At 65.4% G+C, this 24173-nt stretch carries 24 protein-coding genes; 16 read left to right on the top strand and 8 right to left on the bottom strand.

Annotated elements, in window-relative coordinates; all coding sequences use genetic code 11:
* The first annotated feature begins 37 nt into the window (after window positions 1-37).
* Genes GRZ55_RS01700 through GRZ55_RS01690 form a run of 3 tightly spaced genes read left to right on the top strand, consistent with a single transcriptional unit; the run spans window position 38 to window position 2268 of the window.
* Window positions 38-928: a bifunctional helix-turn-helix domain-containing protein/methylated-DNA--[protein]-cysteine S-methyltransferase gene (locus GRZ55_RS01700; RefSeq protein ID WP_169285145.1), complete on the top strand. Its 891-nt coding sequence runs from the start codon at window positions 38-40 to the stop codon at window positions 926-928.
* A 60-nt stretch (window positions 929-988) separates the two neighbouring features.
* Window positions 989-1888, top strand: a complete 900-nt coding sequence (locus GRZ55_RS01695) for a ribokinase (RefSeq protein WP_169285144.1) — start codon at window positions 989-991, stop codon at window positions 1886-1888.
* Window positions 1885-2268, top strand: coding sequence for a DUF423 domain-containing protein (locus GRZ55_RS01690; RefSeq protein WP_169285143.1), 384 nt, complete (start codon window positions 1885-1887; stop codon window positions 2266-2268). The genes GRZ55_RS01695 and GRZ55_RS01690 overlap by 4 nt, the downstream gene beginning before the upstream one ends.
* On the opposite strand, the gene GRZ55_RS01685 is transcribed toward GRZ55_RS01690, so the two are convergent.
* Window positions 2265-3206, bottom strand: coding sequence for a nucleoside hydrolase (locus GRZ55_RS01685; protein WP_169285142.1), 942 nt, complete (start codon window positions 3204-3206; stop codon window positions 2265-2267). The genes GRZ55_RS01690 and GRZ55_RS01685 overlap by 4 nt on opposite strands.
* 114 nt (window positions 3207-3320) lie before the next feature.
* Between GRZ55_RS01685 and GRZ55_RS01680 the strand changes: the two genes are divergently transcribed.
* Together GRZ55_RS01680 and GRZ55_RS01675 are read left to right on the top strand one after the other, a co-directional pair.
* Entirely contained in the window at window positions 3321-3746 is a 426-nt protein-coding gene (locus tag GRZ55_RS01680; RefSeq protein WP_169285141.1) for an Hsp20 family protein, read from the top strand.
* 85 nt (window positions 3747-3831) lie between these two features.
* Complete coding sequence (locus GRZ55_RS01675) at window positions 3832-4086, top strand: DUF1150 family protein (RefSeq protein ID WP_169285140.1); 255 nt, start codon at window positions 3832-3834, stop codon at window positions 4084-4086.
* A 25-nt stretch (window positions 4087-4111) separates the two neighbouring features.
* Here GRZ55_RS01675 and ptsN read toward each other — a convergent pair whose 3' ends face one another.
* The 5 genes from ptsN to GRZ55_RS01650 all read right to left on the bottom strand — a co-directional run bounded on the left by ptsN (window position 4112) and on the right by GRZ55_RS01650 (window position 10425).
* A complete protein-coding gene (gene ptsN / locus GRZ55_RS01670) occupies window positions 4112-4576 on the bottom strand; it encodes a PTS IIA-like nitrogen regulatory protein PtsN (RefSeq protein WP_169285139.1) in 465 nt (154 codons plus the stop codon).
* A 61-nt stretch (window positions 4577-4637) separates the two neighbouring features.
* Window positions 4638-5243 (bottom strand): ribosome-associated translation inhibitor RaiA, encoded by a 606-nt coding sequence (raiA, locus tag GRZ55_RS01665; protein WP_169285138.1) that lies wholly within the window; start codon window positions 5241-5243, stop codon window positions 4638-4640.
* A gap of 248 nt (window positions 5244-5491) precedes the next feature.
* The gene (rpoN, locus tag GRZ55_RS01660) at window positions 5492-7012 is read right to left on the bottom strand and encodes an RNA polymerase factor sigma-54 (RefSeq protein WP_169285137.1); all 1521 of its coding nucleotides are present in this window, start codon (window positions 7010-7012) and stop codon (window positions 5492-5494) included.
* Window positions 7013-7146: 134 nt separating this feature from the next.
* A complete protein-coding gene (locus tag GRZ55_RS01655; RefSeq protein WP_169285136.1) occupies window positions 7147-8493 on the bottom strand; it encodes a bifunctional diguanylate cyclase/phosphodiesterase in 1347 nt (448 codons plus the stop codon).
* A 123-nt stretch (window positions 8494-8616) separates the two neighbouring features.
* The gene (locus GRZ55_RS01650) at window positions 8617-10425 is read right to left on the bottom strand and encodes a GtrA family protein (protein ID WP_169285135.1); all 1809 of its coding nucleotides are present in this window, start codon (window positions 10423-10425) and stop codon (window positions 8617-8619) included.
* Window positions 10426-10546: 121 nt separating this feature from the next.
* On the opposite strand from GRZ55_RS01650, the gene GRZ55_RS01645 reads away from it, so the two are divergent.
* The 4 genes from GRZ55_RS01645 (at window position 10547) to GRZ55_RS01630 (ending at window position 14617) form a co-directional block, all read left to right on the top strand.
* Window positions 10547-11539, top strand: coding sequence for a glycosyltransferase (locus GRZ55_RS01645; RefSeq protein WP_169285134.1), 993 nt, complete (start codon window positions 10547-10549; stop codon window positions 11537-11539).
* Window positions 11536-11931 (top strand): GtrA family protein, encoded by a 396-nt coding sequence (locus tag GRZ55_RS01640; RefSeq protein ID WP_169285133.1) that lies wholly within the window; start codon window positions 11536-11538, stop codon window positions 11929-11931. The genes GRZ55_RS01645 and GRZ55_RS01640 overlap by 4 nt, the downstream gene beginning before the upstream one ends.
* A 75-nt stretch (window positions 11932-12006) precedes the next feature.
* Window positions 12007-12948, top strand: coding sequence for a glutathione synthase (gene gshB / locus GRZ55_RS01635; RefSeq protein WP_169285132.1), 942 nt, complete (start codon window positions 12007-12009; stop codon window positions 12946-12948).
* Window positions 12949-13084: 136 nt separating this feature from the next.
* A complete protein-coding gene (locus GRZ55_RS01630) occupies window positions 13085-14617 on the top strand; it encodes a YifB family Mg chelatase-like AAA ATPase (protein ID WP_169285131.1) in 1533 nt (510 codons plus the stop codon).
* 34 nt (window positions 14618-14651) lie between these two features.
* On the opposite strand, the gene GRZ55_RS01625 is transcribed toward GRZ55_RS01630, so the two are convergent.
* Window positions 14652-15266, bottom strand: coding sequence for a transglutaminase-like cysteine peptidase (locus GRZ55_RS01625; RefSeq protein ID WP_169285130.1), 615 nt, complete (start codon window positions 15264-15266; stop codon window positions 14652-14654).
* A 348-nt stretch (window positions 15267-15614) separates the two neighbouring features.
* Here GRZ55_RS01625 and GRZ55_RS01620 point away from each other — a divergent pair, with 348 nt between their 5' ends.
* The 7 genes from GRZ55_RS01620 (at window position 15615) to GRZ55_RS01590 (ending at window position 23834) form a co-directional block, all read left to right on the top strand.
* Window positions 15615-16721 (top strand): ABC transporter ATP-binding protein, encoded by a 1107-nt coding sequence (locus tag GRZ55_RS01620; RefSeq protein ID WP_169285129.1) that lies wholly within the window; start codon window positions 15615-15617, stop codon window positions 16719-16721.
* A 111-nt stretch (window positions 16722-16832) separates the two neighbouring features.
* Window positions 16833-17936 (top strand): ABC transporter substrate-binding protein, encoded by a 1104-nt coding sequence (locus GRZ55_RS01615; protein WP_169285128.1) that lies wholly within the window; start codon window positions 16833-16835, stop codon window positions 17934-17936.
* Between the two features lie 71 nt (window positions 17937-18007).
* Window positions 18008-19285 (top strand): ABC transporter permease, encoded by a 1278-nt coding sequence (locus GRZ55_RS01610; RefSeq protein WP_246734457.1) that lies wholly within the window; start codon window positions 18008-18010, stop codon window positions 19283-19285.
* Between the two features lie 13 nt (window positions 19286-19298).
* A complete protein-coding gene (locus GRZ55_RS01605; RefSeq protein WP_169285127.1) occupies window positions 19299-20150 on the top strand; it encodes an ABC transporter permease in 852 nt (283 codons plus the stop codon).
* Between the two features lie 459 nt (window positions 20151-20609).
* Window positions 20610-21452: a tryptophan synthase subunit alpha gene (gene trpA / locus GRZ55_RS01600; protein WP_169285126.1), complete on the top strand. Its 843-nt coding sequence runs from the start codon at window positions 20610-20612 to the stop codon at window positions 21450-21452.
* Between the two features lie 47 nt (window positions 21453-21499).
* The gene (gene accD / locus GRZ55_RS01595) at window positions 21500-22429 is read left to right on the top strand and encodes an acetyl-CoA carboxylase, carboxyltransferase subunit beta (RefSeq protein ID WP_169285125.1); all 930 of its coding nucleotides are present in this window, start codon (window positions 21500-21502) and stop codon (window positions 22427-22429) included.
* A 73-nt stretch (window positions 22430-22502) separates the two neighbouring features.
* Window positions 22503-23834, top strand: coding sequence for a folylpolyglutamate synthase/dihydrofolate synthase family protein (locus GRZ55_RS01590; protein ID WP_169285124.1), 1332 nt, complete (start codon window positions 22503-22505; stop codon window positions 23832-23834).
* A gap of 6 nt (window positions 23835-23840) precedes the next feature.
* On the opposite strand, the gene trxA is transcribed toward GRZ55_RS01590, so the two are convergent.
* Window positions 23841-24161, bottom strand: coding sequence for a thioredoxin (gene trxA / locus GRZ55_RS01585; protein ID WP_169285123.1), 321 nt, complete (start codon window positions 24159-24161; stop codon window positions 23841-23843).
* Window positions 24162-24173: the final 12 nt, after the last annotated feature.

Below are 24173 nucleotides of genomic sequence, written 5' to 3'. Positions count from 1 at the left end.
GATAGTGGGGGATGATCGAAAGGTGCGAGGCAGTCCCATGAATGCTCCCACAGCCATCCTGCAGAAGGACGTGACGCCGCTCGGCGCGGATTACGAGATCGTGCGCAGCGTCATCGAGCGCATCAGCCTCGACTATCGCGACCAGCCGACCCTGGAGGAACTGGCGCAGGAGGTCGGCACCTCGCCGACGCTTCTGCAGAAGACGTTCACCCGCTGGGCGGGGCTGTCGCCCAAGGCTTTCCTGCAGGCGATCACGCTCGACAATGCGCGCCGCCTCCTCGATGACGGCATGCCGCTTCTCGATGCCGCCTTCGAGCTCGGCATGTCGGGTCCCGGTCGGCTGCACGACCTCTTCGTCACCCACGAGGCGATGTCGCCGGGAGACTACAAGAGCCGCGGCAAGGGCCTGACGATCCGCTACGGCTGGCACAGGTCGCCTTTCGGACAGGCGCTGATCATGGCCACCGACCGGGGCCTGGCAGGGCTCGCCTTCGCCGATACGGGCGAGGAAGCCGTGGCCCTGGCCGATATGGCGGGACGCTGGCCGAACGCGCATTACGTCGAGGACCCGATCGCCACCCATCCTTACGCGCAGCGGATCTTCGATCCCGCGCGTTGGCGTCCGGAAGAGCCCTTGCGCGTCGTCATGATCGGCTCCGATTTCCAGATCCGCGTGTGGGAGGCCTTGCTGAAAATCCCGCTCGGGCGGGCGCGCAGCTATTCCAGGCTTGCCGCCGAAATCGGTCGGCCCCAGGCGAGCCGCGCGGTGGGTGCCGCCATCGGCGCCAATCCGCTCTCCTTCGTGGTGCCCTGCCATCGCGCGCTCGGCAAATCGGGCGCGCTCACGGGCTATCATTGGGGTCTGACGCGCAAGCGCGCGATGCTCGGCTGGGAGGCTGGCCAGCTTGGCGCCGGAGATGCGGCCTGATGCCGCTTGGAGCCGGCCCCCAAATCCGCTAGCTTCCGGGAAATTTCCCGGGAGACCATCGTGATCACCGTCATCGGTTCCATCAATCTCGACCTGATCGCGAATGTCGCCAGGCTGCCGGAGCCCGGCGAAACCGTGGCCGGCTCGACCTTTTCCAGTGCGCCCGGCGGCAAGGGCGCCAACCAGGCGCTGGCCGCTTCCCGCGCCGGCGGCGATGTGCGCATGATCGGCGCCGTCGGCCAGGACAGTTTCGCCGACCAGGCCCTGAACCTGCTGCGCCAGGCGGGCATCGACCTCGCGAGCGTGCGCGATTCGCACGCCACGACAGGGACGGCGCTCATTCTCGTCGCCGCCAGCGGCGAGAATGTCATCGCGGTGATCCCGGGCGCGAATGCCACCGTCCTGCCCGGCGACGTCGCCGCTGCCGACCTCCAGCCCGGCGAACATGTGCTTCTCCAGCACGAGATACCCGCCAAGACCGTGCGCGCCGCGCTTGCCGCCGCCCGTGAGCGTGGGGCGGTCAGCCTGCTCAACACGGCGCCCTTCCTGCCCGAGAGCGCGGACACGCTCGGTCTGGCCGATTACGTGATCGCCAACGAGACCGAATTCGACCTCTATGCCGAGGCGCTTGCGCTTGAAGGGGCCAGCCGCGGCGACAAGATGCTGGCCTTCGCGAAGCGCTTCACCAGCACGCTGATCGTGACGCTGGGCAAGGATGGCGCGATCGCCACCGTCGATGGCGAGTTACTGCGCGTGTCGGCACCGGAGATCACACCGGTCGACACCGTCGGCGCCGGCGACACATTTTGCGGATATCTCGCCGCCGCACTGGATTCGGGGCTCGAACTGGAGGAGGCGATGTGCCGGGCGACGGTGGCGGGGTCGCTTGCCTGCCTCAAATCCGGTGCCCAGCCTTCCATCCCCCACGCGACCGAGGTCGACGAGGCGATGGCCGGATGAGGAGCCTGTCGCTTTCCCGGATCTGGCTGGGGGCGATCGGCGCGCTGTGCGGTGCCGCCGGCGTTGCCTTCTCGGCGGTCGCCGCCCATGCGGGCGGCGATGGGCTGGCAACGGCCGCGCAGTTCCTGCTGTTTCACGCGCCGCTTTTCGTGGCGCTGTCGCTGACCCGATCGCCGGGCGGCGTCAATCTGGCGGGCTGGGGCCTGCTGGTCGGGCTGGTCCTCTTCTCGGGCGACCTGCTGGCCCGCCACTATATGGGCGACCGTCTCTTTCCCATGGCGGCGCCGATTGGCGGCTTCCTGATGATCGCAGGCTGGGTTGGCCTTGCCGTCATGCTGCTTCTCGCGCGCGCAAATGCGCCACCGGCCCTGAACGACTAGAGCCGCGCGAGCCTTTCGGTCAAAAGCGCGAAGAAACCGTCGGCATCGATGTCGCGCATCACGAGCGCATTTTTCGGACGTTCGGTGACACCCCACCAGTCGACCACGGTTGAACCGAGCGTCAGTTCCGAAGCCGTTTCGATCTCGACGTTGCAGTGGCGTCCCGAAAAAAGCTCCGGCTTCAGGAGCCAGGCGATGACGCAAGGGTCGTGCAGCGGGCCGCCATCGGAACCGTATTTTTCCTCGTCGAACCGCTCGAAGAAGTCGAGCAGTTCGGCCGCCGCCGTCCCGACGCGGGTTCCCATGGCACGGAAAGTCTCGACGCGCGCCCGCGTCGTCAACGCCTTGTGGGTCACGTCGAGCGGCATCATGACGATCGGGATGCCGGCGGAAAACACCGTCGCGGCCGCGTGCGGATCGACATAGATGTTGAACTCGGCCGAGGGGGTCACGTTGCCCTGTTCGAAATAGCCGCCGCCCATCAGCACGATCTCTCGGATGCGACCGCCGATGCGCGGCTCGCGCACCAGCGCCAGCGCGATGTTGGTGAGCGGGCCGATCGGGCAGAGCGTGACAGCGCCTTCCGGTTCGTTCATCACCGTTTCGACGATGAAATCGACCGCGTTCATGTCCTGAAGCGGCATCACGGGATCTGGCAGCACCGGACCGTCGAGACCGGTCTTGCCATGCACATGCTCGGCGGTGACGAGGGGCCTGACCAGCGGGCGGGACGCACCGGCAAAGACCTTCACCTCCGGCCGACCGGCCAGTTCGCAGACGATACGGGCGTTCTTCTGCGTCAGCGCCAGTGGGACGTTGCCGGCAACCGCCGTGATCCCGACCACATCGAGCTCGGGGCTGGCAAGCGCCAGCAGGATGGCCAGCGCGTCGTCCTGGCCCGGATCGGTGTCGATGATGATCTTGCGGGGTTGGCTCATGCGGCTGCGGATTCCCAATTCTTGATTTAACCGTTTGGGCAGACCATATCAGGGCCACGGGCGTGAACGCCACACGGGTTCTCGCCTATCCACGTCGCTCCCAGGAGGACATGAATGACGCGCATGACGCCGTTTTCGAACCCGCTGCTGCTTGGGTTCGACACCATGGAAAAGACGCTTGAGCGCGTCGCGAAGGCTGGAGACAGCTACCCGCCCTACAATATCGAGAGGCTGGCCGGCGCCGGAGAAACCTCCGACCGGCTGCGCATCACCCTGGCGGTGGCCGGATTCACCGAGGCCGATCTCGACGTTTCGGTCGAAGAGAACCAGCTTGTCGTGCGCGGCCGCCAAGCCGAGGAAAGCGAACGCCATTTCCTGCATCGTGGCATCGCCGCCAGGCAGTTCCAGCGCATCTTCGTGCTGGCCGACGGCATGCGCGTGACGGCGGCGGATCTGAAGAACGGCCTGCTTTCCATTGACCTGGATCGGCCCAAGCCGGAACGGTTGGTAAAGAAAATCAACATTTCCGCGCGAGACTGAGTCAGGACCGATTCGCAAGCCGACGCAACTAAATGGCACCGATGGGGGTTGGTCCAAGGACGGCCCGCCATCTCAGGAGGCTGAAATGAACGAACACGAAAAGCAAAGCGTGACCCAGGCAGACCTTGCCCATATCGGGGAAGGCGTCGTTGCCTATCTGCGCGAGATCGACAGTGACGAATTGCTGGTCAAGTTCCCCGGCATGCCGGAGATTGCGACAGGCACGCGGCTCTGGGCGGTTTTTGCCGCCGATGGACGCCCCATCCTTCTGACCGACGAGCGCTCCAGCGCGATCGCGGGCGCTCTTGAGCAACAGCTGACCCCCGTCAGCCTGCACTAGGCGTCACAGGCCGTCACGCCGCCCCTCAGGCGGCGTGAGAGGCCGGCGTTTCCGAAAGGAAGGAATGAATCGCGGCGGCGTCGCTCGTGCCGCGAATCTTGGAGACGGCCTCGCCGTCACGCAGCACTCTCGCAATGCGCGACAGGGCCTTGAGATGGTCGGCCCCCGCGCCTTCGGGTGCCAACAGCAGAAACACCAGATCGACTGGCTGGTCATCCAGCGCCTCGAAATCGACGGGATGGTCGAGGCGCGCGAAGACACCACGAATGCGGTCGACGCCCGACAGCTTGCCGTGGGGGATCGCGATGCCGTTGCCGACGCCGGTCGATCCCAGCCGCTCGCGCTGGAGAATCGTATCGAAGATCTCGCGTTCGGGCAGACCGGTGACGGAAGCCGCCTTCTCGGCGAGCAGTTGCAGGAGCTGCTTCTTCGAGTTTGCCTTCAAGGCCGGCATGATCGCCTGCACCTCGATCAGGTCGCTCAAATCCATAGCGGAATCCCTTCCAAACCTTGTCTGCCTGACATGGCGCCTTGCGGCTCCGCTGCCGGGATCAGGATGCCTGACGATCGCCGCCGATCGAGGACGGATCGATCCATCCGATATTTCCGTCCGCGCGGCGATAAACGATGTTGACGTGGGCATTGCCCGCATTGCGGAAGACCAACACCGGATTGTCCCGCATGTCGAGTTCGATCACGGCATTTGCCACCGACATGGTGCGCAACGACATGGTCGTCTCCGCCACCACGGCCGGCGCGTAGTCCTCCGGAACGTCTTCCTCGTCATCGGCCAGGGCGGCCATGACGCGATAATCCAGCGTTTCCGAAGCGCCGCCGAGATTTTCCATCGGATCGGGGCCGTTGTCGTGCGACTTCAGCCGGCGCTTGTAGCGGCGCAGGCGTTTCTCGATCCGCTCCGCGGCCGCCTCGAAGGACGCCTGGGGTTCCTGCGCCTGGCCGGTCGCCTGCAGCACGATGCCCGTATCGAGCCGCACGAGACAATCTGCCGAAAACCGCGATCCGGACTTCTCCACGGTGACGTGGCCCGAGAACCCGCCATCGAAATATTTATCGACGGCTCCTTTGATTCGGTCATCGATGCGTTCACGGAACGCCTCTCCGATTTCCATCTGCTTGCCGGATATGCGCAGGGTCATGACGAAAAACGCCTCGATCTGACTTGGACTGAGTTTTGATGTGGTGAGTTTATACCTGTCGCCATCGGGCACAAGGACTCCTGGCCAGGCTGTGGATCAAGCGGTGGACCGCCGGAATGGCCGCCAGGCAGACCGAGGAGGAAACACGCCCGGAATGGCTTGGTTCCGTATTCGGTCTGTTGCGGGCGGGCTTCTAGTCCGTCCCATGGCGAATGTCAACGCGGGCCGCCGCGCGCCCAGGGCCGCCATCAGCCTGCGGCCTCGGCCATGGCCCTCTTTTCGCGCCGTCTCTGCACCGAGGACGGGATGTGCATCGCCTCGCGATACTTTGCGACCGTGCGCCTGGCGATCTCCACGCCGCGCTCCTTCAGGAGGTCGACGATCGTGTCGTCCGACAGCACGCCATCGGGATTCTCGGCCTTGATCATGTCGCGGATCTGGAGCCTGACCGATTCCGAGGAATGGGCCTCGCCGCCCGCGGCCGCGGGGATGGAGCCGGAGAAGAAATAGCGCAGCTCGAACACGCCGCGCGGGGTCATCATGTATTTGTTGGCCGAGACACGGCTGACGGTGGATTCGTGCATGCCCACGGCCTCGGCGACCATGCGCAGGTTGAGCGGCTTCAGATGCCGGGCGCCGTGGCACAGGAAGGCGTCCTGCCGGCGCACGATCTCGACGGCTACCTTGATGATGGACCGCGCGCGCTGGTCGAGGCTGCGGGTCAGCCAGTTGGCGCTCTGCAGGCATTCGGTCAGGAATTCCCGGTCGGACGGATTGCGTGCCTGGCGCACGATGCGGGCATGGTAGGTCTGGTCGACAAGGACTTTGGGCAGCGTGGCGGGGTTGAGTTCGACGGCCCAACCCCCGTCCGACGCCGCGGTGACGATGATGTCGGGGACGATCGGCTCAGCCGCGCCGACGGAGAAGAGAAGGCCCGGCCGCGGATCGAGCGCGCGGATTTCCGCCAGCATGGCGACGAGATCGTCCTGGTCGACGCCGCAGATTTGCCTGAGCTGGACGAAATCGCGCCGCGCCAGCAATTCGAGATTGTCGACCATGGCCGCCATGGCGGGATCGAGCCGGTCGCGCGCCTTCAATTGCAGGGCCAGGCATTCGGCGAGATCGCGCGCGAAGAGGCCGGGCGGGTCGAATGCCTGGCACGCCGAGAGCACGAGGGCGACGTCGGGTTCCCCGACACTCAGGCGCCGGGCGATTTCGCAAAGGTCTGCCCGCATGTAGCCCGATTCGTCGACCGCGTCGGCGAGTTCGGCCGCCACGAGGCGGTCGGCGGGGTCTCTCAAGGTCATGGCGATCTGTTCGCCGATGTGATCGCGCAATGTCGGCCGTACGGCAACAAATTCCTCGAGATTGTAGCCTTCGCTTGAACCGCCTGAATTCTGGGCTGGCCCGGAACGCCATTGTTGCGCCAGATCGCCGCCGATGCCGTCGGTCCGGCCGGGATCGTCGGGGTACAGGTTCTCGAGCGAGGAATCGAGTTTCTCCGACATTTCCTTGCTGCCATCGAGCGACGGCGAGAACCAGTCGGCCTCCGCGCCCGGCGCAGCCGTCGCCGCAGGCGGTGGAGGATCGGCGGCAGGGCTGTCGCCTTCCTCGGCCCGCTCGAGAAACGGGTTGCGCTCGATCTCGCTTTCGACAAAACGCTCCAGCTCCATATGCGGCAGCTGCAGGAGCCTGATCGATTGCAGCAATTGCGGCGTCATGACGAGCGACTGCGTCTGTCGCAATTGCAGCTTCGGCCCAATCGCCATGATGCTCCCCACGCGGACTCGTTACACGGCAGCAAAGGTCGTGCCGTCAGTCTTCCCACAGGGATGAAACTGGCCCGGGAATTGCTTGTCAAGCCAATTGCGGTTCGCGCCGGCCCAAACCCGCCTGAAAACCGTCAGGCGATGCGCGCCGCATGCCACATCTGATAGGAATGGCGCACGAAAGCGAGCGTTTGCTCCGCGTCGGCCGGGCGGCCGAACAGGTAGCCCTGTCCGGACTGGCAGCCGAAACGCACCAGCTTGCTGGCCTGTTCCTCTTCCTCGATCCCCTCGGCCACCACGTCCATGCCGAGCCCCTCGCACATGGCGAGAATGGCCCGGATGATGTGTTCGGAGGGCCGGTCGGTAAGAATGCACGACACGAAGGCGCGGTCGATCTTCAGCTTGTCGAAATGAAACTCGCGCAGCCGACCGAGGGAAGACTGGCCGGTGCCGAAATCGTCCAGGGCGACCCGGATGCCGTTGGCGCGCAGGTGGTTCATGATCTTTTCGGCCGAGGCGGGGTCGCTCATCAGGCCGGTTTCGGTGATCTCGACTTCCAGCCGACGCGGGTCGAGACCGGTCATTTCCAATGTCGAGAGGATCTGCGAGCCGGTGTTCTGATCGACAAGCTGCGAAGGCGAGAGGTTGAACGAAAGAAACAGCTCGTCGGGCCAGGTGCGTGCCGCCTCCGCGGCCTTGCGCAGCAGGAGCTGCGAGAGCTGGCCTATGATGCCGCGATCCTCGGCGATCGGGATGAACACCGCCGGCGAGATGGCGCCGAGATCGGGATCCGTCCAGCGCGCCAGGGCCTCGAAACCGATCAGCCTGCGCGTTTCGAGATCGACGATGGGCTGAAAGAAGGGCTCGACTTCGCTGGCGGCCACGGCACGCCGCAGCGCCTGTTCGATGCGGGTGACGCGTTTGGCGGCCTCCTCCATCTCGCTCGTGTAGACGATGACGACGCCACGTCCGGAATGCTTGGCGTGGTAGAGGGCCGATTCCGCCTTGGAGAGGAGGACTTCGGTCGTATCGTCGCCGGCGCCATAGAGCGAGCAGCCGACCGAGGCCGACAGGCGCGCCATGCGCTCGCCCACGTCATAGGGCGCCGACAGGACCTCGATCAGCATGCGCGCCCGCTCGAAAGCGCTGTCCTCGCTGAACGTCAAGGGCAGCAGCACCGCGAACTCGTCGGCCCCGATGCGGGCGACGGTCGCATTGTTGTCGACGGCCGCCTTCAGGCGGCTCGCCACCTGCTGGAGGATGTCGTCCCCCGCCTTGCGGCCGAAAAGATCGTTGATGGGTTTGAAACCGTCCAGGTCGACGATGCAGACGGTGAATGGCGCCGGGTCCTCGGCCCGATCCTGGATGAGGCGGTCGACCTTGTCGAAGAAGCGCTTGATGTTGCCCAGCCCGGTCAGCGCATCCGTATAGGAAAGATCGGTTCCGTCCTGGCTGGCGATGTGAGCGAATTGTCCCGGCATGAAGCCCTCGGATATGGAAAGGCAATCTCAAAATCTAAAAAGAATGGCTGCGACCATAGGGCTCAACGGTTTAAGGATTGGTGACCCCACCGGCAAAAATGCCCTTGGCGCCAGGAGGCGCGGCTACTTCACGGCGAAGACGAGGAGGGCGGATTCATCCGCCGCGCCGGACAGGGGGGCGAGCCAGTCGGGAACCCGGCCGGCCGCGAGCCCGGCGAGGAGGCCGTCGGGCGAACGGTCTGCGAGGAACGCCGTCTCGGTGTTGCCCGGGCAAATGGCGACATAGTCCACACCGTGCGCGCCCAGCAGGCCACGTGCCGTTTCGGCCGGCGCCATCTGCGCCGCGAGCGCGAAGAGATTGCCGGCCTGGTTGCGGTGATAGGGACCGGCAAAGACCCGATGATCCGTATTGGCGAGAATGGCTGCGCCGAGATTGGAAACGGCGAGCACCGTGCCGGCGGAAAGGGCGGCTAGTGCTGCGTGGTCTGCCCGGGCGTAGCAGGAAGACACCGTCTCGTCTGCGGCCGGAGGTTGCGCCGAGAAGGCCGTGCCGGCGAGCCCGCCGGCCAGCGCCCATGCCGCGTTGGTCGCTGCGAGCCATCCACCGACAAGGGCCAGCGATGCCAGGCCGCCGCCGCGGACCGCCGCCCAGGCGCGAAGCTGGCCGAGGCCGACCGCCAGGGCGATCACCGCGAGCGGGATCGCGAAGGTCGAGCCCCGAACCTGCCAGGCGCTGACCAGAAAGGCGACGGCGATCATGGCGGCGACGACAGTTAGGCCGGCCGGCCGGCGATCGCGTAGAAGGATGAGAAGGGCGACCGCGAGGCCGAGCAACGGGGTGACGTAATAGCTCAACACGATGAAGGGCTTGGCGGACAGGAGCGTGAACAGTGGCTGCGCCTCTGTCACGTGATCGAGCCACAGTTCACGCATTCGCGGGTCGAGATCGGCATAGGGGCTGCCCAGACATTGCGGAAAGGCGAGGGCGACGACGCCGATGGTGAGAAGGCCGATCGCAGCCAGCCCGGCCACACGCCCGGCGGGCCTCTCCCGCAGGGCGGGAATGGCAGCGATTGCGGCAAGCCCGAGGCCCCCGGTGGCCGCGACGGCGAGCTGGAACACCGACAGCGCGTCGCAGCTCGCCCGGGACCACGCGCCGGGATGGACAAGGCCCAAAAAGGCAAGCCCGGTCATCACGAAAAAGGCGAAGCCGAATCCCTGGGCAAGCGGTGCCCGGCGAGACCCGTAGACGAGAAACAGGATCGCGGCTGCCGCACCCGCGACCGCGACATAGGGCGCGGTCTCCATGCCGATGGCGATCGACAGGGCCGCGAAGGCGCCCGCGGCGAGCCCGTTGGCCACTTCCCCGTCACCCGCTGCAAGCCGGTTCAGCATGGCAAGCACGAGCACCAGCTGGATGTTGTGATGGTCGATCGCACCCGGCTCGAACTCGCCCGTGAAATAGAGGGCGGCGGCACCCAGGACGATGGCCGGCAGGATGGCGGCTTCGCTGCCGAGGCGGCGAACGGTATCCACGATCAGGAAGAGCGCGGCCGCGTATAGCAGCGCCGGCCAGGCCGTGAGCGCAAAAGCCTCCGCGCCGGCCGCAGGCAGCCCCACACCCCCCGCCGCCATGATGAGAAGCGCGATCGGCAGGTCGACGAGACGCGACCAGTGCAGGGGAAATCCGCCTTCCAGGCCCATGCGGTATTGCTGGAGGTCGAACCAGCCTTGCCCGTCCATCAGGGCACGGATCTGGACCAGGCGCAGCAGGCTGTCATTGTCGCCGCCATTGTCCTCGAGACCCGGGAAACCGGTCACGGCATGAAAAGCCACCACGGCCGCAGCCACGAGCACTGCGATCGCGAGATCGATGGTCCGGGTTCCGGGGCCAGCCGGCAAAGGGGCGGCCGGCGCGTGGGCGCGTGACAAGGATGCGGTCCCCGCAAAGAAATAATGATCCGCGAAACCTAGCCTTAACCCGTTCAACAAATAGTAAAGCGCGAAGTTGAAGGAAGTCGCGACCGCTGGCCGGGCCGACCGAGGAGGCCGAATGAGAACCCTTGCTGCGCGCGAACCCGCGATCGCCGTCCTGATCCCCTGCTACAATGAAGAACAGACGATCGGTGACGTCGTGGCTCGATTTCGCGCCGCGCTCCCCGGCGCCGTCATCCATGTCTACGACAACAATTCCAGCGACCTGACGGCGCTGGCCGCCCGCGCGGCCGGCGCGATCGTCCATCGCGAACGGCGCCAGGGCAAGGGCAATGTGGTGCGGCGCATGTTTGCCGACATTGACGCCGACATCTATCTCATGGCCGATGGCGACGGGACCTATGCGCCCGAGGACGGCCCGCTTCTGGTAAACACCCTCCTGACCGAGCGCGCCGACATGGTGGTCGGCACGCGGCGCGGGGTGACCGACGACGCGGGACGGCGCGGGCATGCTTTCGGCAACCGCCTGTTCAACGGTCTCTACCAGTTTCTATTCGGCAGCGACTTCTCCGACATCTTTTCCGGCTACCGCGCTTTCACGCGGCGCTACGTGAAGAGTTTTCCCGCCGTCTCGCAGGGCTTCGAGATCGAGACGGAAATGTCGGTTCATGCCTCGATGCTGAAACTGCCGGTGACCGAGATTGCGCTCGATTACGGCCGCCGGCCGGAAGGCTCGGAATCGAAACTCTCCACCTTTCGCGACGGGGCGCGCATCCTCTGGATGTTCGCCATGCTGATGAAGGAGACCCGCCCGGCCCGCTTTTTCGGCACGCTGGCGGCGGTCTTCTTTCTCGCCGGCATCGGTTTCATGGTCCCGGTCCTGTGGGAATACCTGCTGACGGGCCTGGTGCCGCGCATGCCGACCTGGGTCCTCGGCATCGGCATGATGGTGCTGGGAACCACGATGCTGGTCGCGGGCCTGGTGCTGGATTCGGTGGCCCGGGGACGCGCCGAGATGAAGCGCATGCATTATCTGTCCTACCCCGCCCGCGGCGACTGGGCGGCGGAGACGGAAATCCGCGCCCCGGTTCGGGCCGGCCGAGCCGCGTGAGACGCATCGCCAGTTTCGGTTTCGTGGGCGCGATCGGCTTTGCGGTTGATGCCGGTGTGCTGGCCCTGATCCTCGCGCTCCTGCCGGCCGACCCCTTCCTGGCAAGGCTCGGCTCCATGGCCGTGGCGCTTGCCGCGACATGGCTTCTCAACCGGACCCTCACCTTCGGCGCCAGCCACCGCCCGGCCGTGGTCGAAGGTGCGCGGTATGGTGGCATCGGCGCGGCGAGCGGGCTGGTCAATTACCTGGTCTATTCGGCCGTTCTCGTTGTCCTGCCCGGTTTCCACCCGCTGCTGGCGCTCGCGATCGGCTCGGCGGCAGCGATGGTCTTCTCCTATCTCGGCTATTCGCGCCTCGTCTTCGACCGGGGCCCTGGCCCGACTGTCGACTGAACTGGCATCTCGACGCCGTCGGCTGGATCGGCTACCTCGCTTATCCTCAAATTGCCGGGATCGGAGCTCTTGCCCATGGCCCTCGACGTCGCCATCCAGATGGATCACATCTCCACCGTCTCCATCGCCGGGGACACCACCTTCGCGCTGGCGCTGGAAGCGCAGCGCCGCGGCCACCGGCTGTTCCACTACACGCCCGACCGCCTGTCGATGCGCAACGCCACCGTGCGTGCCGCGCTCGAAGCGCTGGAGGTGCGCGACGTCAAGGGCGATCATTTCACGCTGGGCGCGCCTGAAACCGTCGACCTCGAGCAGATGGACGTGGTGCTCCTGCGCCAGGATCCGCCCTTCGACATGAACTACATCACCACCACGCACATACTGGAGCGCATCCACCCGCGCACGCTGGTGGTCAACGATCCGGCCTGGGTGCGAAACAGCCCCGAAAAGACCTTCGTCACAGAATTTCCCGAACTGATGCCCGAGACGCTGATCACCCGCGATCCGGCCGAGGTGGATGCCTTCCGCAAGGAATATGGCGACATCATCGTCAAGCCGCTCTACGGCAATGGCGGCGCGGGCATCTTCCATCTGGCCGAGGCCGACCGCAACCTTGCCTCGCTGCTGGAACTCTTCCTGCAGATGTTCCGCGAGCCCTTTATCGTGCAGCGTTATCTCAAGGACGTGCGCAAGGGCGACAAGCGCATCATCCTGATCGAGGGCGAACCGGTGGGCGCCATCAACCGCGTGCCGGCCGAGCACGATTCGCGCTCCAACATGCATGTCGGCGGGCGCGCCGAACATGCCGATCTGACGGAGCGCGAACGCGAGATCTGCGCGACGATCGGGCCGGCCCTGCGCGAACGCGGCTTCACGCTCGTCGGCATCGACGTGATCGGCGACTATCTGACGGAGATCAACGTGACGTCGCCGACCGGCGTGCGCGAGGTGAAGCGGTTCGGGGGAGCGGATATCGCTTCCCTGTTCTGGGATGCGGTGGCGAACAGGCGGGGCTGATCCGGCGCGCTTGCCTCTGTTCCCTGATTGTTCTTTACCATGCGTTAACTTTATGCTTCATTGACCGCAAGGCTTCTTCAGCCGGACGGCGATCGGCGGCGGCGCGCGCGCGGCCTCGATCATGCGGAGGCAGGTCATGGTTGCGCATGTCACCACCATTGCATTCGAGGGCATCGAGGCGGTGCCGGTCGATGTCCAGGTCATGGTCGCGCCCGGCAAGGTGGGCATGCAGATCGTCGGCCTCGGCGACAAGGCGGTGGCCGAAAGCCGCGAGCGCGTGCAGGCGGCCCTCCACGCCTCCGGCCTTTCCATGCCGGCCAAGAAGGTGACGGTGAACCTGGCGCCGGCCGACCTCCCCAAGGAAGGATCGCATTACGACCTGCCGATCGCGCTGGGCCTGATGGCGGCGCTCGGCGCCGTTCCGTCGGACGCGCTGTCGGGCTTTGTCGTGCTGGGCGAACTCTCGCTCGACGGCACGATCGCGCCGGTCGCCGGGGTGTTGCCGGCCGCCATTGGCGCCAATGCCATGGACAAGGGTCTCATCTGCCCGCATGGCTGCGGCTCCGAGGCCGCCTGGGCGGATGCGGAGATGCAGATACTCGCGCCCCGCAGCCTCATCGCGATGGCCAATCATTTCCGCGGCACGCAGGTCCTGTCGCGGCCCGAGCCGATGGTGCAGCCCGCGCCCGAGGGCTTGCCGGATCTCGTCGACATCAAGGGCCAGGAAACGGCCAAGCGGGCGCTCGAGGTCGCGGCCGCCGGCGGGCATCACATGCTGATGGTGGGCCCCCCGGGCTCGGGCAAGTCTATGCTCGCCCAGCGTCTGCCCTCGATCCTGCCCTCGCTCGGCCCGCGCGAGCTGCTGGAGGTGTCGATGATCGGCTCGATCGCCGGTACGCTCGGCGGGGGCAGGCTGTCGGATCGAAGGCCGTTTCGCGCCCCGCATCATTCGGCCTCCATGGCGGCCATGGTCGGCGGCGGGCTGCGCGCCCGGCCGGGCGAGGTCTCGCTGGCGCATAATGGCGTTCTGTTTCTCGACGAGTTGCCGGAATTCTCGCCCCAGGTGCTCGATTCGCTGCGCCAGCCCATCGAGAACGGCGAGAGCATGATCGCGCGCGCCAATCACCGCGTGACCTATCCCGCGCGTTTCCAGCTCGTGGCGGCGATGAATCCCTGCCGTTGTGGCATGGCCGGCGAACCCGGCCATCGCTGCGCGCGCGGACCGCGCTGCCAGAGCGACTACCAGGCCCGCATTTCCGGCCCGTTGCTCGACCGCATCGATCTGAGGGTCGAGGTGGCGGCCGTCAGCGCCGGCGATCTCATCCGCCCCGGCCGGGCCGAGAGAAGCGCCTCCGTGGCCGAGCGGGTGGCCAGGGCCCGCGCCATCCAGAGCGAGCGCTACGCCGCGCTCGGCCTGGGCGGTGCGGTCACCAATGTTCGCTGCCCGACGGGAATGGTGGAGGAGGTGGCCCGCACCGACGCCGCCGGCCAGTCGCTGCTTTCGGATGCGAGCGAGAAGCTGGGATTCTCCGCACGGGCCTATCACCGTGTCCTCAAGGTGGCGCGAACGCTGGCGGATCTCGACGGCGCGGATGCGGTGGGACGCATTCATCTGGCCGAGGCGATCTCCTACCGCCTGGCCGGCGAAAGACTGGCCCAGGCGGCGTGATCTTGCGGCTTCGCCGGCGTGCAGCCCCGCGTTTTCAGCGCAGGGCGCTGACCAGGGGGGCTTCGTCGTCGCGCAGGCTCATCCAACGCCCGGTATGCGCGCTCGACTGGCGTTTGAGGAAGCGATATTCGGTCTCGCTCCAGAGCTTGACCTCGTCGACCAGATTGTCGAGCACGAGATCGCCGCGGTCGGTCCGCACGGTCAGTATCGCATGACCTTCGTCATTGGGCAGCCGGACGACCGTGATCAGGAGGTTGGACAAGGAAATGCCGGCACGCTCTAGCGTGCGGCGCTTTTCGAGCGCGTGGTCCTCGCAATCGCCATAGCCGTGATCGGGATAGGACCAGTATTCGGGCTGGCCGTAATTGTCCTGGTCGCTCATCGCCGTCACCGCCTCGTTGACGGTGAGATTGACCTGTTCGATCTGTTCGAGAAGCGCGTCGGTCAGGACCAGCGGACCGTTATCCTCCGGCCGGATGGCGCATTCATCCGGCTTGCGCTTGCAGAATTCGTAATGCCCGATGGGCTGCGACGTCAGTCCGCCGACCATCATGAATTGTTCCGGACCGGCATGCCCCTCCGACATGCCAAGGCCGATCATCAGCCCGACGGCGCCAATGACGCCCCCGAGGCCTTTCAACCCTGCCATTATCCCGCCCACCCCGTTCGTGGTGCTGTTTATTAACATAAGGTAAAGGGTGATTTGCCCGGGGTGTCAATTGACACAGTCCACGCTGACGCAAGCGTGACCAACCTGTTGCCGCAAATCCACACACGCTTGGCCGCCAAAGCATCGCGCCCACCCGAAGCAAGGTCGCAATGAAGTCTTGGCGTGACGCCATCAGACATGCGCGAATGTCGCGAAAGAGCTGAAGTTGGATCGGGGCCTTGCGCCGGGTGCGGTTTTTTTGCAACCATAAGGCCGAATGCTTCGAGAACGAACGGCTCGATAGTCCCTCGAGGACAAAACAAGGGCCGAAGGGGAACGATATCTAGCATGACAAACGTCAGCGCCGCTGCCGACGATTACGGCTTTGTTCGGTTCGCCAATGTGCAGAAGAGCTATGATGGCGAGATTCTCGTCGTCAAGGATCTGAACCTGGACATCGCCAAGGGCGAGTTCCTGACCATGCTGGGGCCTTCCGGTTCCGGCAAGACGACCTGCCTGATGATGCTCGCCGGTTTCGAATCCGCCACCTATGGCGAGATACGCCTCAAGAACGAGCGCATCGACAACGTGCCGCCGCACAAGCGCGGCATCGGGATGGTGTTCCAGAACTACGCGCTGTTCCCGCACATGACGGTGGCCGAAAACCTCGCCTTCCCGCTGCGGGTGCGCAAGATGGGAAAGGCCGAGATCGAGGACAGGGTCAAGCGCGCGCTGGAAATGGTCGAACTGCCCGCGATGGCGGGCCGCATGCCGGCCCAGCTTTCCGGCGGCCAGCAGCAGCGGGTCGCGGTGGCGCGCGCACTGGTCTTCGAGCCCGACCTTGTGCTCATGGACGAGCCGCTCGGCGCCCTCGACAAGAATCTGCGCGAGCAGATGCAGTATGAAATCAAGCACATCCACGAGAGCCTGGGCGTCACCGTCGTTTACGTCACGCACGACCAGTCCGAGGCTCTGACCATGTCCAACCGGATCGCCGTCTTCAACGATGGGGTGATCCAGCAGTTGGCGCCGCCCGCCGACCTCTACGAGCGGCCGGACAACGCCTTCGTGGCGGCCTTTATCGGCGAGAACAACAAGCTCAAGGGCAAGGTCGAGCAGATGGACGGACAAAGCTGCACCGTCCGGCTTGAAGACGGCTCGAGCGTGGTCGCGCTGCCGGTGAATGTCGGCGGCAAGGGCGAGCCGACCACGCTGTCGCTGCGACCAGAGCGTGTCGTGGTGGCGCCGGCCGAAGGCAGCCTTCCCAACGCCTTCGAGGCCAGGGTGGAAGAGCTCATCTATCTGGGCGACCACATCCGCACGCGGGTCAGCGTTTGCGGCACCGATGAGTTCATCGTGAAGATTCCAAATGCCCAGAGCCATGCCCGCATCTCGCGCGGCGAGATGGTGCGGATCGGTTGGGCAATGGAGGACTGCCGTGCGCTGGACGCCTGAGGCGTCGGCATCGGCAACAAGGAAAGGCCGCGCCCGAATGCGCGGCCCTCGAACGAGAGGAACGGGGCAGCCCGCGACGGACGGCCCCAAGCGTCAAAAGGAGTAGGACATATGAGCAAGCTGAAGACCACCATCATAGGTGCCGGCGCCATAGCCGTCAGCGCGCTTGCGCTGAATGCCTATGCGCAGGACCCGATCAGCCTGACGGTCGTGTCGTGGGGCGGCGCCTATACGGCCAGCCAGAACCGCGCCTATCACGAGCCCTACATGGAGGAGAACCCGCACGTCACCATCATCAACGACGATGGTTCGGCCAATGCGCTCGCCGGGCTTCGCGCCCAGCACCAGGCCGGCAACGTGACCTGGGATCTCGTCGACATGCTGCCTTCCGACGCGCAGCTGGCCTGCGACGAAGGCATCGTGATTCCGATCGACCATGACGAGATGCTGGCCGCGGCCCCCGATGGCACGCCGGCCTCGGAAGACTTCCTGCCCGGTTCGCTCGGCGAGTGCTTCATCCCGCAGATCGTCTACTCGACCGTGCTGACCTTCCGCCCCGACGCGTTCGACGGCGACCAGCCGGAATCGATCGCGGATCTGTTCGATGTCGAGAACTTCCCCGGCCGTCGCGCCCTGCAGGACCGCCCCGGCACCAATCTCGAATGGGCGCTCTATGCCGACGGCGTTCCGGTCGACGAGATCTACGACGTGCTGCGCACGCCCGAGGGTGTCGACCGCGCCTTCGCCAAGCTCGACACGATCAAGGAACACATCGTGTTCTGGACCGAGGGTGCACAGGCCCCGCAGCTTCTCGCCGATGGCGAGGTCGCCTTCGCCACGGGCTATAACGGCCGCATGTTCGACGCCATCGAGGTCGAGGGCATGAATGCCGAAATCATCTGGGACGGCCAGGTTGTCGAATGGGACGGCTGGGTGATCCCGGACGGTCCCAATGTCGATAAGGTGCTGGAATATGTCTCCTGGGCGACCGACACCCAGCGTCTGGCCGATCAGGCGAAGTTCATCTCCTACGGTCCGGCACGCGCTTCCTCCGCGCCGCTGGTGGGCGAGCATGCCGATCTGGGCATCGACATGAACGCGCACATGCCGACCAATCCGGACAACTACTTCGCGCCGATCGTTCTCGATAACGATTTCTGGACCGACTATGGCGACGAACTGCGCGAGCGCTTCGCCAACTGGATGCTCCAGTAGTCACGACGCATCAATCGCGCGGCGGGGAGCGTTTCTCCGCCGCGCGAGCCGGCAAGCAGGGGACTCCAGGGATGGCACAGGCCGACGCGGCTTCACTGGGAGGCGCACCGATCACCGCCATGGTGACGGCGGACGGCGTACCGCTGAAGAAGAGCCTGGCGAAGGCCGAACGCAGGCGCAAGATCACTGCCTTCCTGCTCGTGGCCCCGCTGCTGGCCTTCATCATCTTCACCTTCGTCATCCCGATCGGCTCGATGCTGTTCCGCAGTGTCGACAACCCCATCATCGTGCAGGTCCTGCCACGCACGGTGGATGCGCTCCAGGAGTGGGACGGCCAGGACATCCCCCCCGAGTCGGCTTTCGCCGCCATGGCCGAGGACCTTGTCGAGGCACAGGCCAACAGGACGGTCGGACGGGTTGCCGTACGCCTGAACTACGAGATGAGCGGTGCGCGCAGCCTCCTGACGGCCACCGCACGTCGTGCCGACGATCTGGCAGCACCCTTCCAGGAATCGCTCGTCGACGCGAACCCGCGTTGGGGGGATACCGAAATCTGGGCCGCGATCCAGCGCGAGGGGCGTCGCTTCACGCCGGCCTATTTCGTCTCCGCCATCGACATGCGCTATGCCTCCGACGGGTCGATCGAACGGCAGCCCGAGAACCAGCGCATCTATGTGACGCTCTTTATTCGCACCTTGATGCTCAGCGTTGCGATCACGTTGACCACGCTGCTGCTCGGTTATCCTATCGCCTATCTGCTGGCGACGCTGCCGCTGCGCTATTCCAACCTGCTTATGATCTGCGTGCTGCTTCCTTTCTGGACGTCGCTTCTGGTGCGCACGACGGCCTGGATCGTCCTCCTGCAGCAGCAGGGTGTCCTCAACGACATCCTGGTTGCGCTTGGCATCATCGGTGACAATGGCCGTATCATGATGGTCTACAATGCCGCCGGCACCATCATCGCCATGACGCATATCCTGCTGCCCTTCATGGTCCTGCCGCTCTACAGCGTGATGAAGGGCATTCCACCCTCCTATGTGCGCGCGGCGCGGTCGCTCGGCGCCAATCCGTGGACCGCGTTCTGGAAGGTTTACGTGCCCCAGACCATGCCCGGCGTCGGTGCTGGCGCGGTGCTCGTCTTCATCATCTCGATCGGCTACTACATCACCCCGGCGCTGGTCGGCGGTCAGTCGGGCCAGATGATCTCCAACCTGATCGCCTTCCACATGCAGAATTCGCTGAATTGGGGCCTGGCTGCGGCGCTCGGCACGATCCTGCTGGCCGGCGTGCTGATCCTCTATTGGGTCTATAACCGCATCGTCGGCGTCGACAACGTGAAGCTGGGCTGAGGGAGAAAGACCGATGGCCGTCCCCTCCTATGCCGGACCGCTGGAGCGAACCTGGTACTACGCCTTCCGGGTGATCTGCGGGCTGATCTTCTTCTTCCTGATCGCGCCGATCCTGGTGATCATACCCCTGTCCTTCAACGTCCAGCCCTATTTCACCTATACGCGGGAGATGCTGACCTTCGATCCGGCCGGCTATTCGCTGCGCTGGTACGAGGATTTCTTCTCGAGCCGGCAATGGATGATGTCGATCCGCAACTCGGTCATCATCGGCATTCTGGCGACCCTGGTGGCCACCGTGCTGGGCACGATCGCGGCGCTTGGCCTGTCGCGCAAGGAAATGCCCTTCCGCGGCCTCATCATGGGTATCCTGATCTCGCCCATGATCGTGCCGCTGATCATTTCGGCGGCCGGCATGTTCTTTTTCTATTCCAGCGTCGGCCTGGCATCGACCTTTCCGGGCGTCATCCTGGCCCACGCCGCGCTCGGCATTCCCTTCGTCATCATCACGGTGACCGCCACGCTGGTCGGCTTCGATCATTCGCTGACCCGGGCGGCAGCCAGCCTCGGCGCCGACCCGACCACGACGTTCCGGCGGGTGACCTTTCCGCTGATCATGCCGGGTGTCATTTCCGGCGCCCTCTTTGCCTTCATCACCTCTTTCGACGAGGTCGTCATCGTCCTGTTCGTGGCCGGCGTGGAGCAGCGCACCATCCCGCGCGAGATGTGGTCGGGCATCCGCGAGCAGATCAGTCCCACGATCCTCGCGGTGGCAACGATCCTGGTCATGATCTCGATCGCGCTCCTGACCACCATCGAGCTCCTGCGCCGCCGTTCCGAAAGGCTGCGGGGCATCAGGCCGAGCTGACGGGCCAGGCGGGAATCGGCCGAACGCGAGCAGGGGAGGTTTTTATGGACGGCTTCTGGCGCTTCTGGGATCAGATGGGTCCCTGGCAGAGGATCGGCCTCTGCTTCGTGGCCGCCATCATCATATTGATGTTCGTGCGGATGCTGTTCTAGCCCGCTCCTGCATCGCCTCTGGACGGCGCCCACCGAGGAAAAGGGCATGTTCAAGACCACTTCATTGTTGCTGATCGCGCTCCTCGCCCTGTCGGCGTGCCAAACCCGACCCAACTGCGTGGTGACGCCGAACGATCTCGTCGAGTGCGACTAGACAAGGCCTGCCTCCGCCGGGCAGCTTCGCAGTCGGCTGACTGGTGGACGCCTTCCCGGCCGGCCACGGGAAGCGCCGATTTCATTGCGGGATTGCAAGTTGCGCGCGGAAAGGCAAGAAGAGGGCCGCAGACTGGGAAGAAAGACGGCGGATATGACAACGACCCGCATCGACCGACGTTTCGAGAAGCTCAAGCACGAGGGCCGCGCCGCTCTGGTCACTTACATGATGGCCGGCGATCCGGACTATCGGACGGCGCTGTCGATCATGAAGGCGCTGCCCGCAGCCGGCGCCGACGTGATCGAGCTCGGCCTTCCCTTCTCCGACCCGATGGCCGACGGGCCGGCGATCCAGGCCGCGGGGCTGCGCGCGCTCCGGGCGGGCCAGACGCTGCAGCGTACGCTCGACATGGCGGCCGAATTCCGGCTCGAGGACGACGAAACGCCGATCATCATGATGGGCTACTATAATCCGATCTATATCTACGGCGTGGACCGCTTCCTGGAGGCGGCGCGCAAGGCCGGGATCGACGGCTTGATCGTGGTCGACCTGCCGCCCGAGACGGACAGCGAATTGTGCGTGCCGGCGCTGAATGCCGGGTTGAACTTCATCCGCCTGGCCACGCCCACCACGGATGACCGTCGCCTCCCGCGTGTGCTCGAGAACACGTCGGGCTTTGTATATTACGTCTCGATGACTGGCATCACCGGCTCCGCGCTGACCGACACCACCCGCGTGGGAGAAGCGGTCAGGCGCATCAAGGGCCATACGGATCTGCCCGTCTGCGTCGGCTTCGGGGTCAAGACGGCCCAACAGGCGGCCGCGATCGCGGAAGCCGCGGACGGGGTGGTCGTCGGCACGGCCATCGTCACCGCGATCGCCGACTGCCTTGACGCCGAGGGCCGTCCCACCTCCGACCCGGCAGCCGCCGTCGCCCGTCTCGTCGGCGATCTGGCAGCCGGCACGCGCAGCGCGCGGCTTGCAGCCACCGCCTGAGCGCCCCATCTCTCTTCTTTGCCCCGACCAGCTGAAAGGCAGGCAGGATGAACTGGATCACCAATTTTGTCCGTCCCAAGATCAACTCCATGCTTGGACGGCGCGACATGCCCGAAAATCTCTGGATCAAGTGTCCGGAAACCGGCGAGATGGTCTTTCACAAGGACCTGGAGAAGAACCATTACGTGATCCCCTCCTCGGGGCATCACATGCGTATTTCGGCCAAGGAACGGCTGAAACGCTTCTTCGACGATGAACAGTTCGAACTGCTCGAGAACCCCAAGGTCGTTGCCGATCCGCTGAAATTCCGCGACGAGCGGCGCTACACCGACCGTCTGCGCGACGCCAAGACCAAGACCGGTCTCGAAGACGCGATCCTCAACGCCACCGGCGAGATCGAGGGCCTGCCGATCGTCGCCACGGTCCAGGATTTCGCCTTCATGGGCGGGTCGCTTGGCATGGCGGCCGGCGAGGCGATCATCAAGGGGTTCGAGGCCGCGCTCGATCAGAAGCGTCCGCTGGTGCTGTTCGCGGCCTCGGGCGGCGCGCGCATGCAGGAGGGCATCCTGTCCCTGATGCAGCTTGCACGCACCACCGTGGCGGTGGACCGGTTGAAGGAGGCTGGGCTGCCTTATGTCGTCGTCCTGACCAATCCCACGACCGGGGGCGTGACCGCCTCCTACGCCATGCTGGGCGACGTGCACATCGCCGAGCCCGGGGCACTGATCGGTTTTGCCGGGCCCCGCGTCATCGAACAGACGATCCGCGAGAAGCTGCCGGAGGGTTTCCAGCGCGCCGAGTATCTGATGGAGCACGGCATGGTCGACATGGTCGTGTCGCGGCTGGAGATGAAGGCAACGGTGGCCCGTCTCCTGAGGCTCCTGCTCAAGCGGCCTGCCCTGTCGGTCCCGGAGACCGCTCCTGAGGCGCTGCCGCTTTTGCCCGAGGCGAGCGAGACCGAACGCCAGGAAGGCTGACCCTGTCTGCAAATGATACCGGCGGAGCGCGCGGTCCCGCGCCGCGCCGACCGGCATACCGAAAGCTCAATCGATGGTCACGCTGACGACCGACCAACTCATCGAGCGGTTGCTTACCCTTCATCCCAAGGGCTTCGACCTGTCGCTCGACCGAATCGCGCGGCTTCTGGCACGTCTTGACGATCCGCAGAAGCGGCTGCCGCCCGTCATCCACATAGCCGGCACCAATGGCAAGGGCTCCTCGGCGGCGTTCGCGCGCGCGCTTCTGGAAGCGGCTGGGCGCAGCGTGCACGTCCACACCTCGCCGCATCTGGTTCGCTGGCACGAGCGCTACCGCATCGGCACGCCCGATGGCGGTCAGCTGGTCGAGGATGCCGTACTGGCCGAAGCGATCTCCCGGGTGGCGGAGGCCAACCAGGGCCAGATGATCACCCTGTTCGAGATATTGACCGCGGTCACCTTCATCCTGTTTTCCGAACATCCCGCGGATGTCGCAATCCTTGAGGTCGGGCTGGGAGGGCGTTTCGACGCCACCAACGTCATCGAGAGCCCTGCGGTCAGCCTCATCACCAGCGTTTCTCTGGATCACGAAGCCTTTCTCGGCGACCGCGTGGAACTGATCGCAGCCGAGAAGGCCGGCATCATCAAGCCCGGCCGCCCGGTGGTGATCGGTCAGCAGGAGCACGACGCCGCGCGCGAGGTGCTGGTCGATACGGCCGAGCGCCTTGGTTGTCCGATGCTCGTCTACGGCCAGGACTTCCTCGCCTATGAGGAGAATGGCCGCATGGTCTACCAGGATTCCGACGGCCTCATGGACCTGACCCTGCCGCGCCTGAAGGGACGTCACCAGCTCGCCAACGCCGCGGCCGCCATCGCAGCGGTAAAGTTCGCCGGCTTCAATGCGAGCATGGCCTTCTGCGACGTGGCGATGGAAAGGGTCAGCTGGCCGGGGCGCCTGCAACGGCTGACCGAGGGCGAATTGAAGGACTGCGCCCCCGAGGGCGCCGAGCTCTGGGTCGATGGCGGGCACAATCCCGGCGCCGGCGCCGCCATCACCGAGGCGCTGGCAGAAATGGAAGAGCGCGATCCCCGGCCGCTTTACGTCGTGGCCGGCATGATCGCGACCAAGGATCAGACGGGCTATTTCCGCAATTTCGCCGGCATGGCCAAGCGCATCTTCACCGTTCCCGTCGAACAGAGCGAAGCGGGCGTGCCGAACGACGAACTGGCCGCGCGCGCCATGGAGGCAGGCGTGGCCGCCGAGCCGATCAGCTCGGTCAGGAACGCCTTGCTGCTGCTGAGGGAGAGCGGGGATCCGTCGGCGCCGCCGCCGCGCATCCTGATCTGCGGATCGCTCTATCTGGTGGGTGCCGTCCTCGCGGAGAACGGCACCCTGCCGCGATAGGAGTTGTCAGACCGCGGCGCCGATCCAGGAGGACAGCGCCGTCTTTGGGGCCGCGCCGACCTTCATGTCGGCCACTTCGCCGCCCTTGAAGATCATCAGCGTGGGAATCGAGCGCACGCCGTATTTGGCGGCCAGCTCGGGGTTCTCGTCGATGTTGATCTTGGCGATCTTCACCTTGCCGTTGAGCTCTGTCGCGATTTCTTCCAGCGCCGGCGCGATCATCTTGCAGGGGCCGCACCACTCCGCCCAGAAATCCACGACCACCGGCTCGCCGGCCTCGAGCACGTCGGACTGGAAATTGCTGTTGTCGATCTTCACGGTGGTCATGTGACATTCTCC

The organism is Chelativorans sp. ZYF759 (genome assembly GCF_012911015.1).
In the GTDB taxonomy this organism is placed as follows: Bacteria; Pseudomonadota; Alphaproteobacteria; order Rhizobiales; family Rhizobiaceae; genus ZYF759.
Note: the sequence above shows the minus strand (reverse complement) of the source record. Positions and strands in the feature narration are given on the sequence as shown.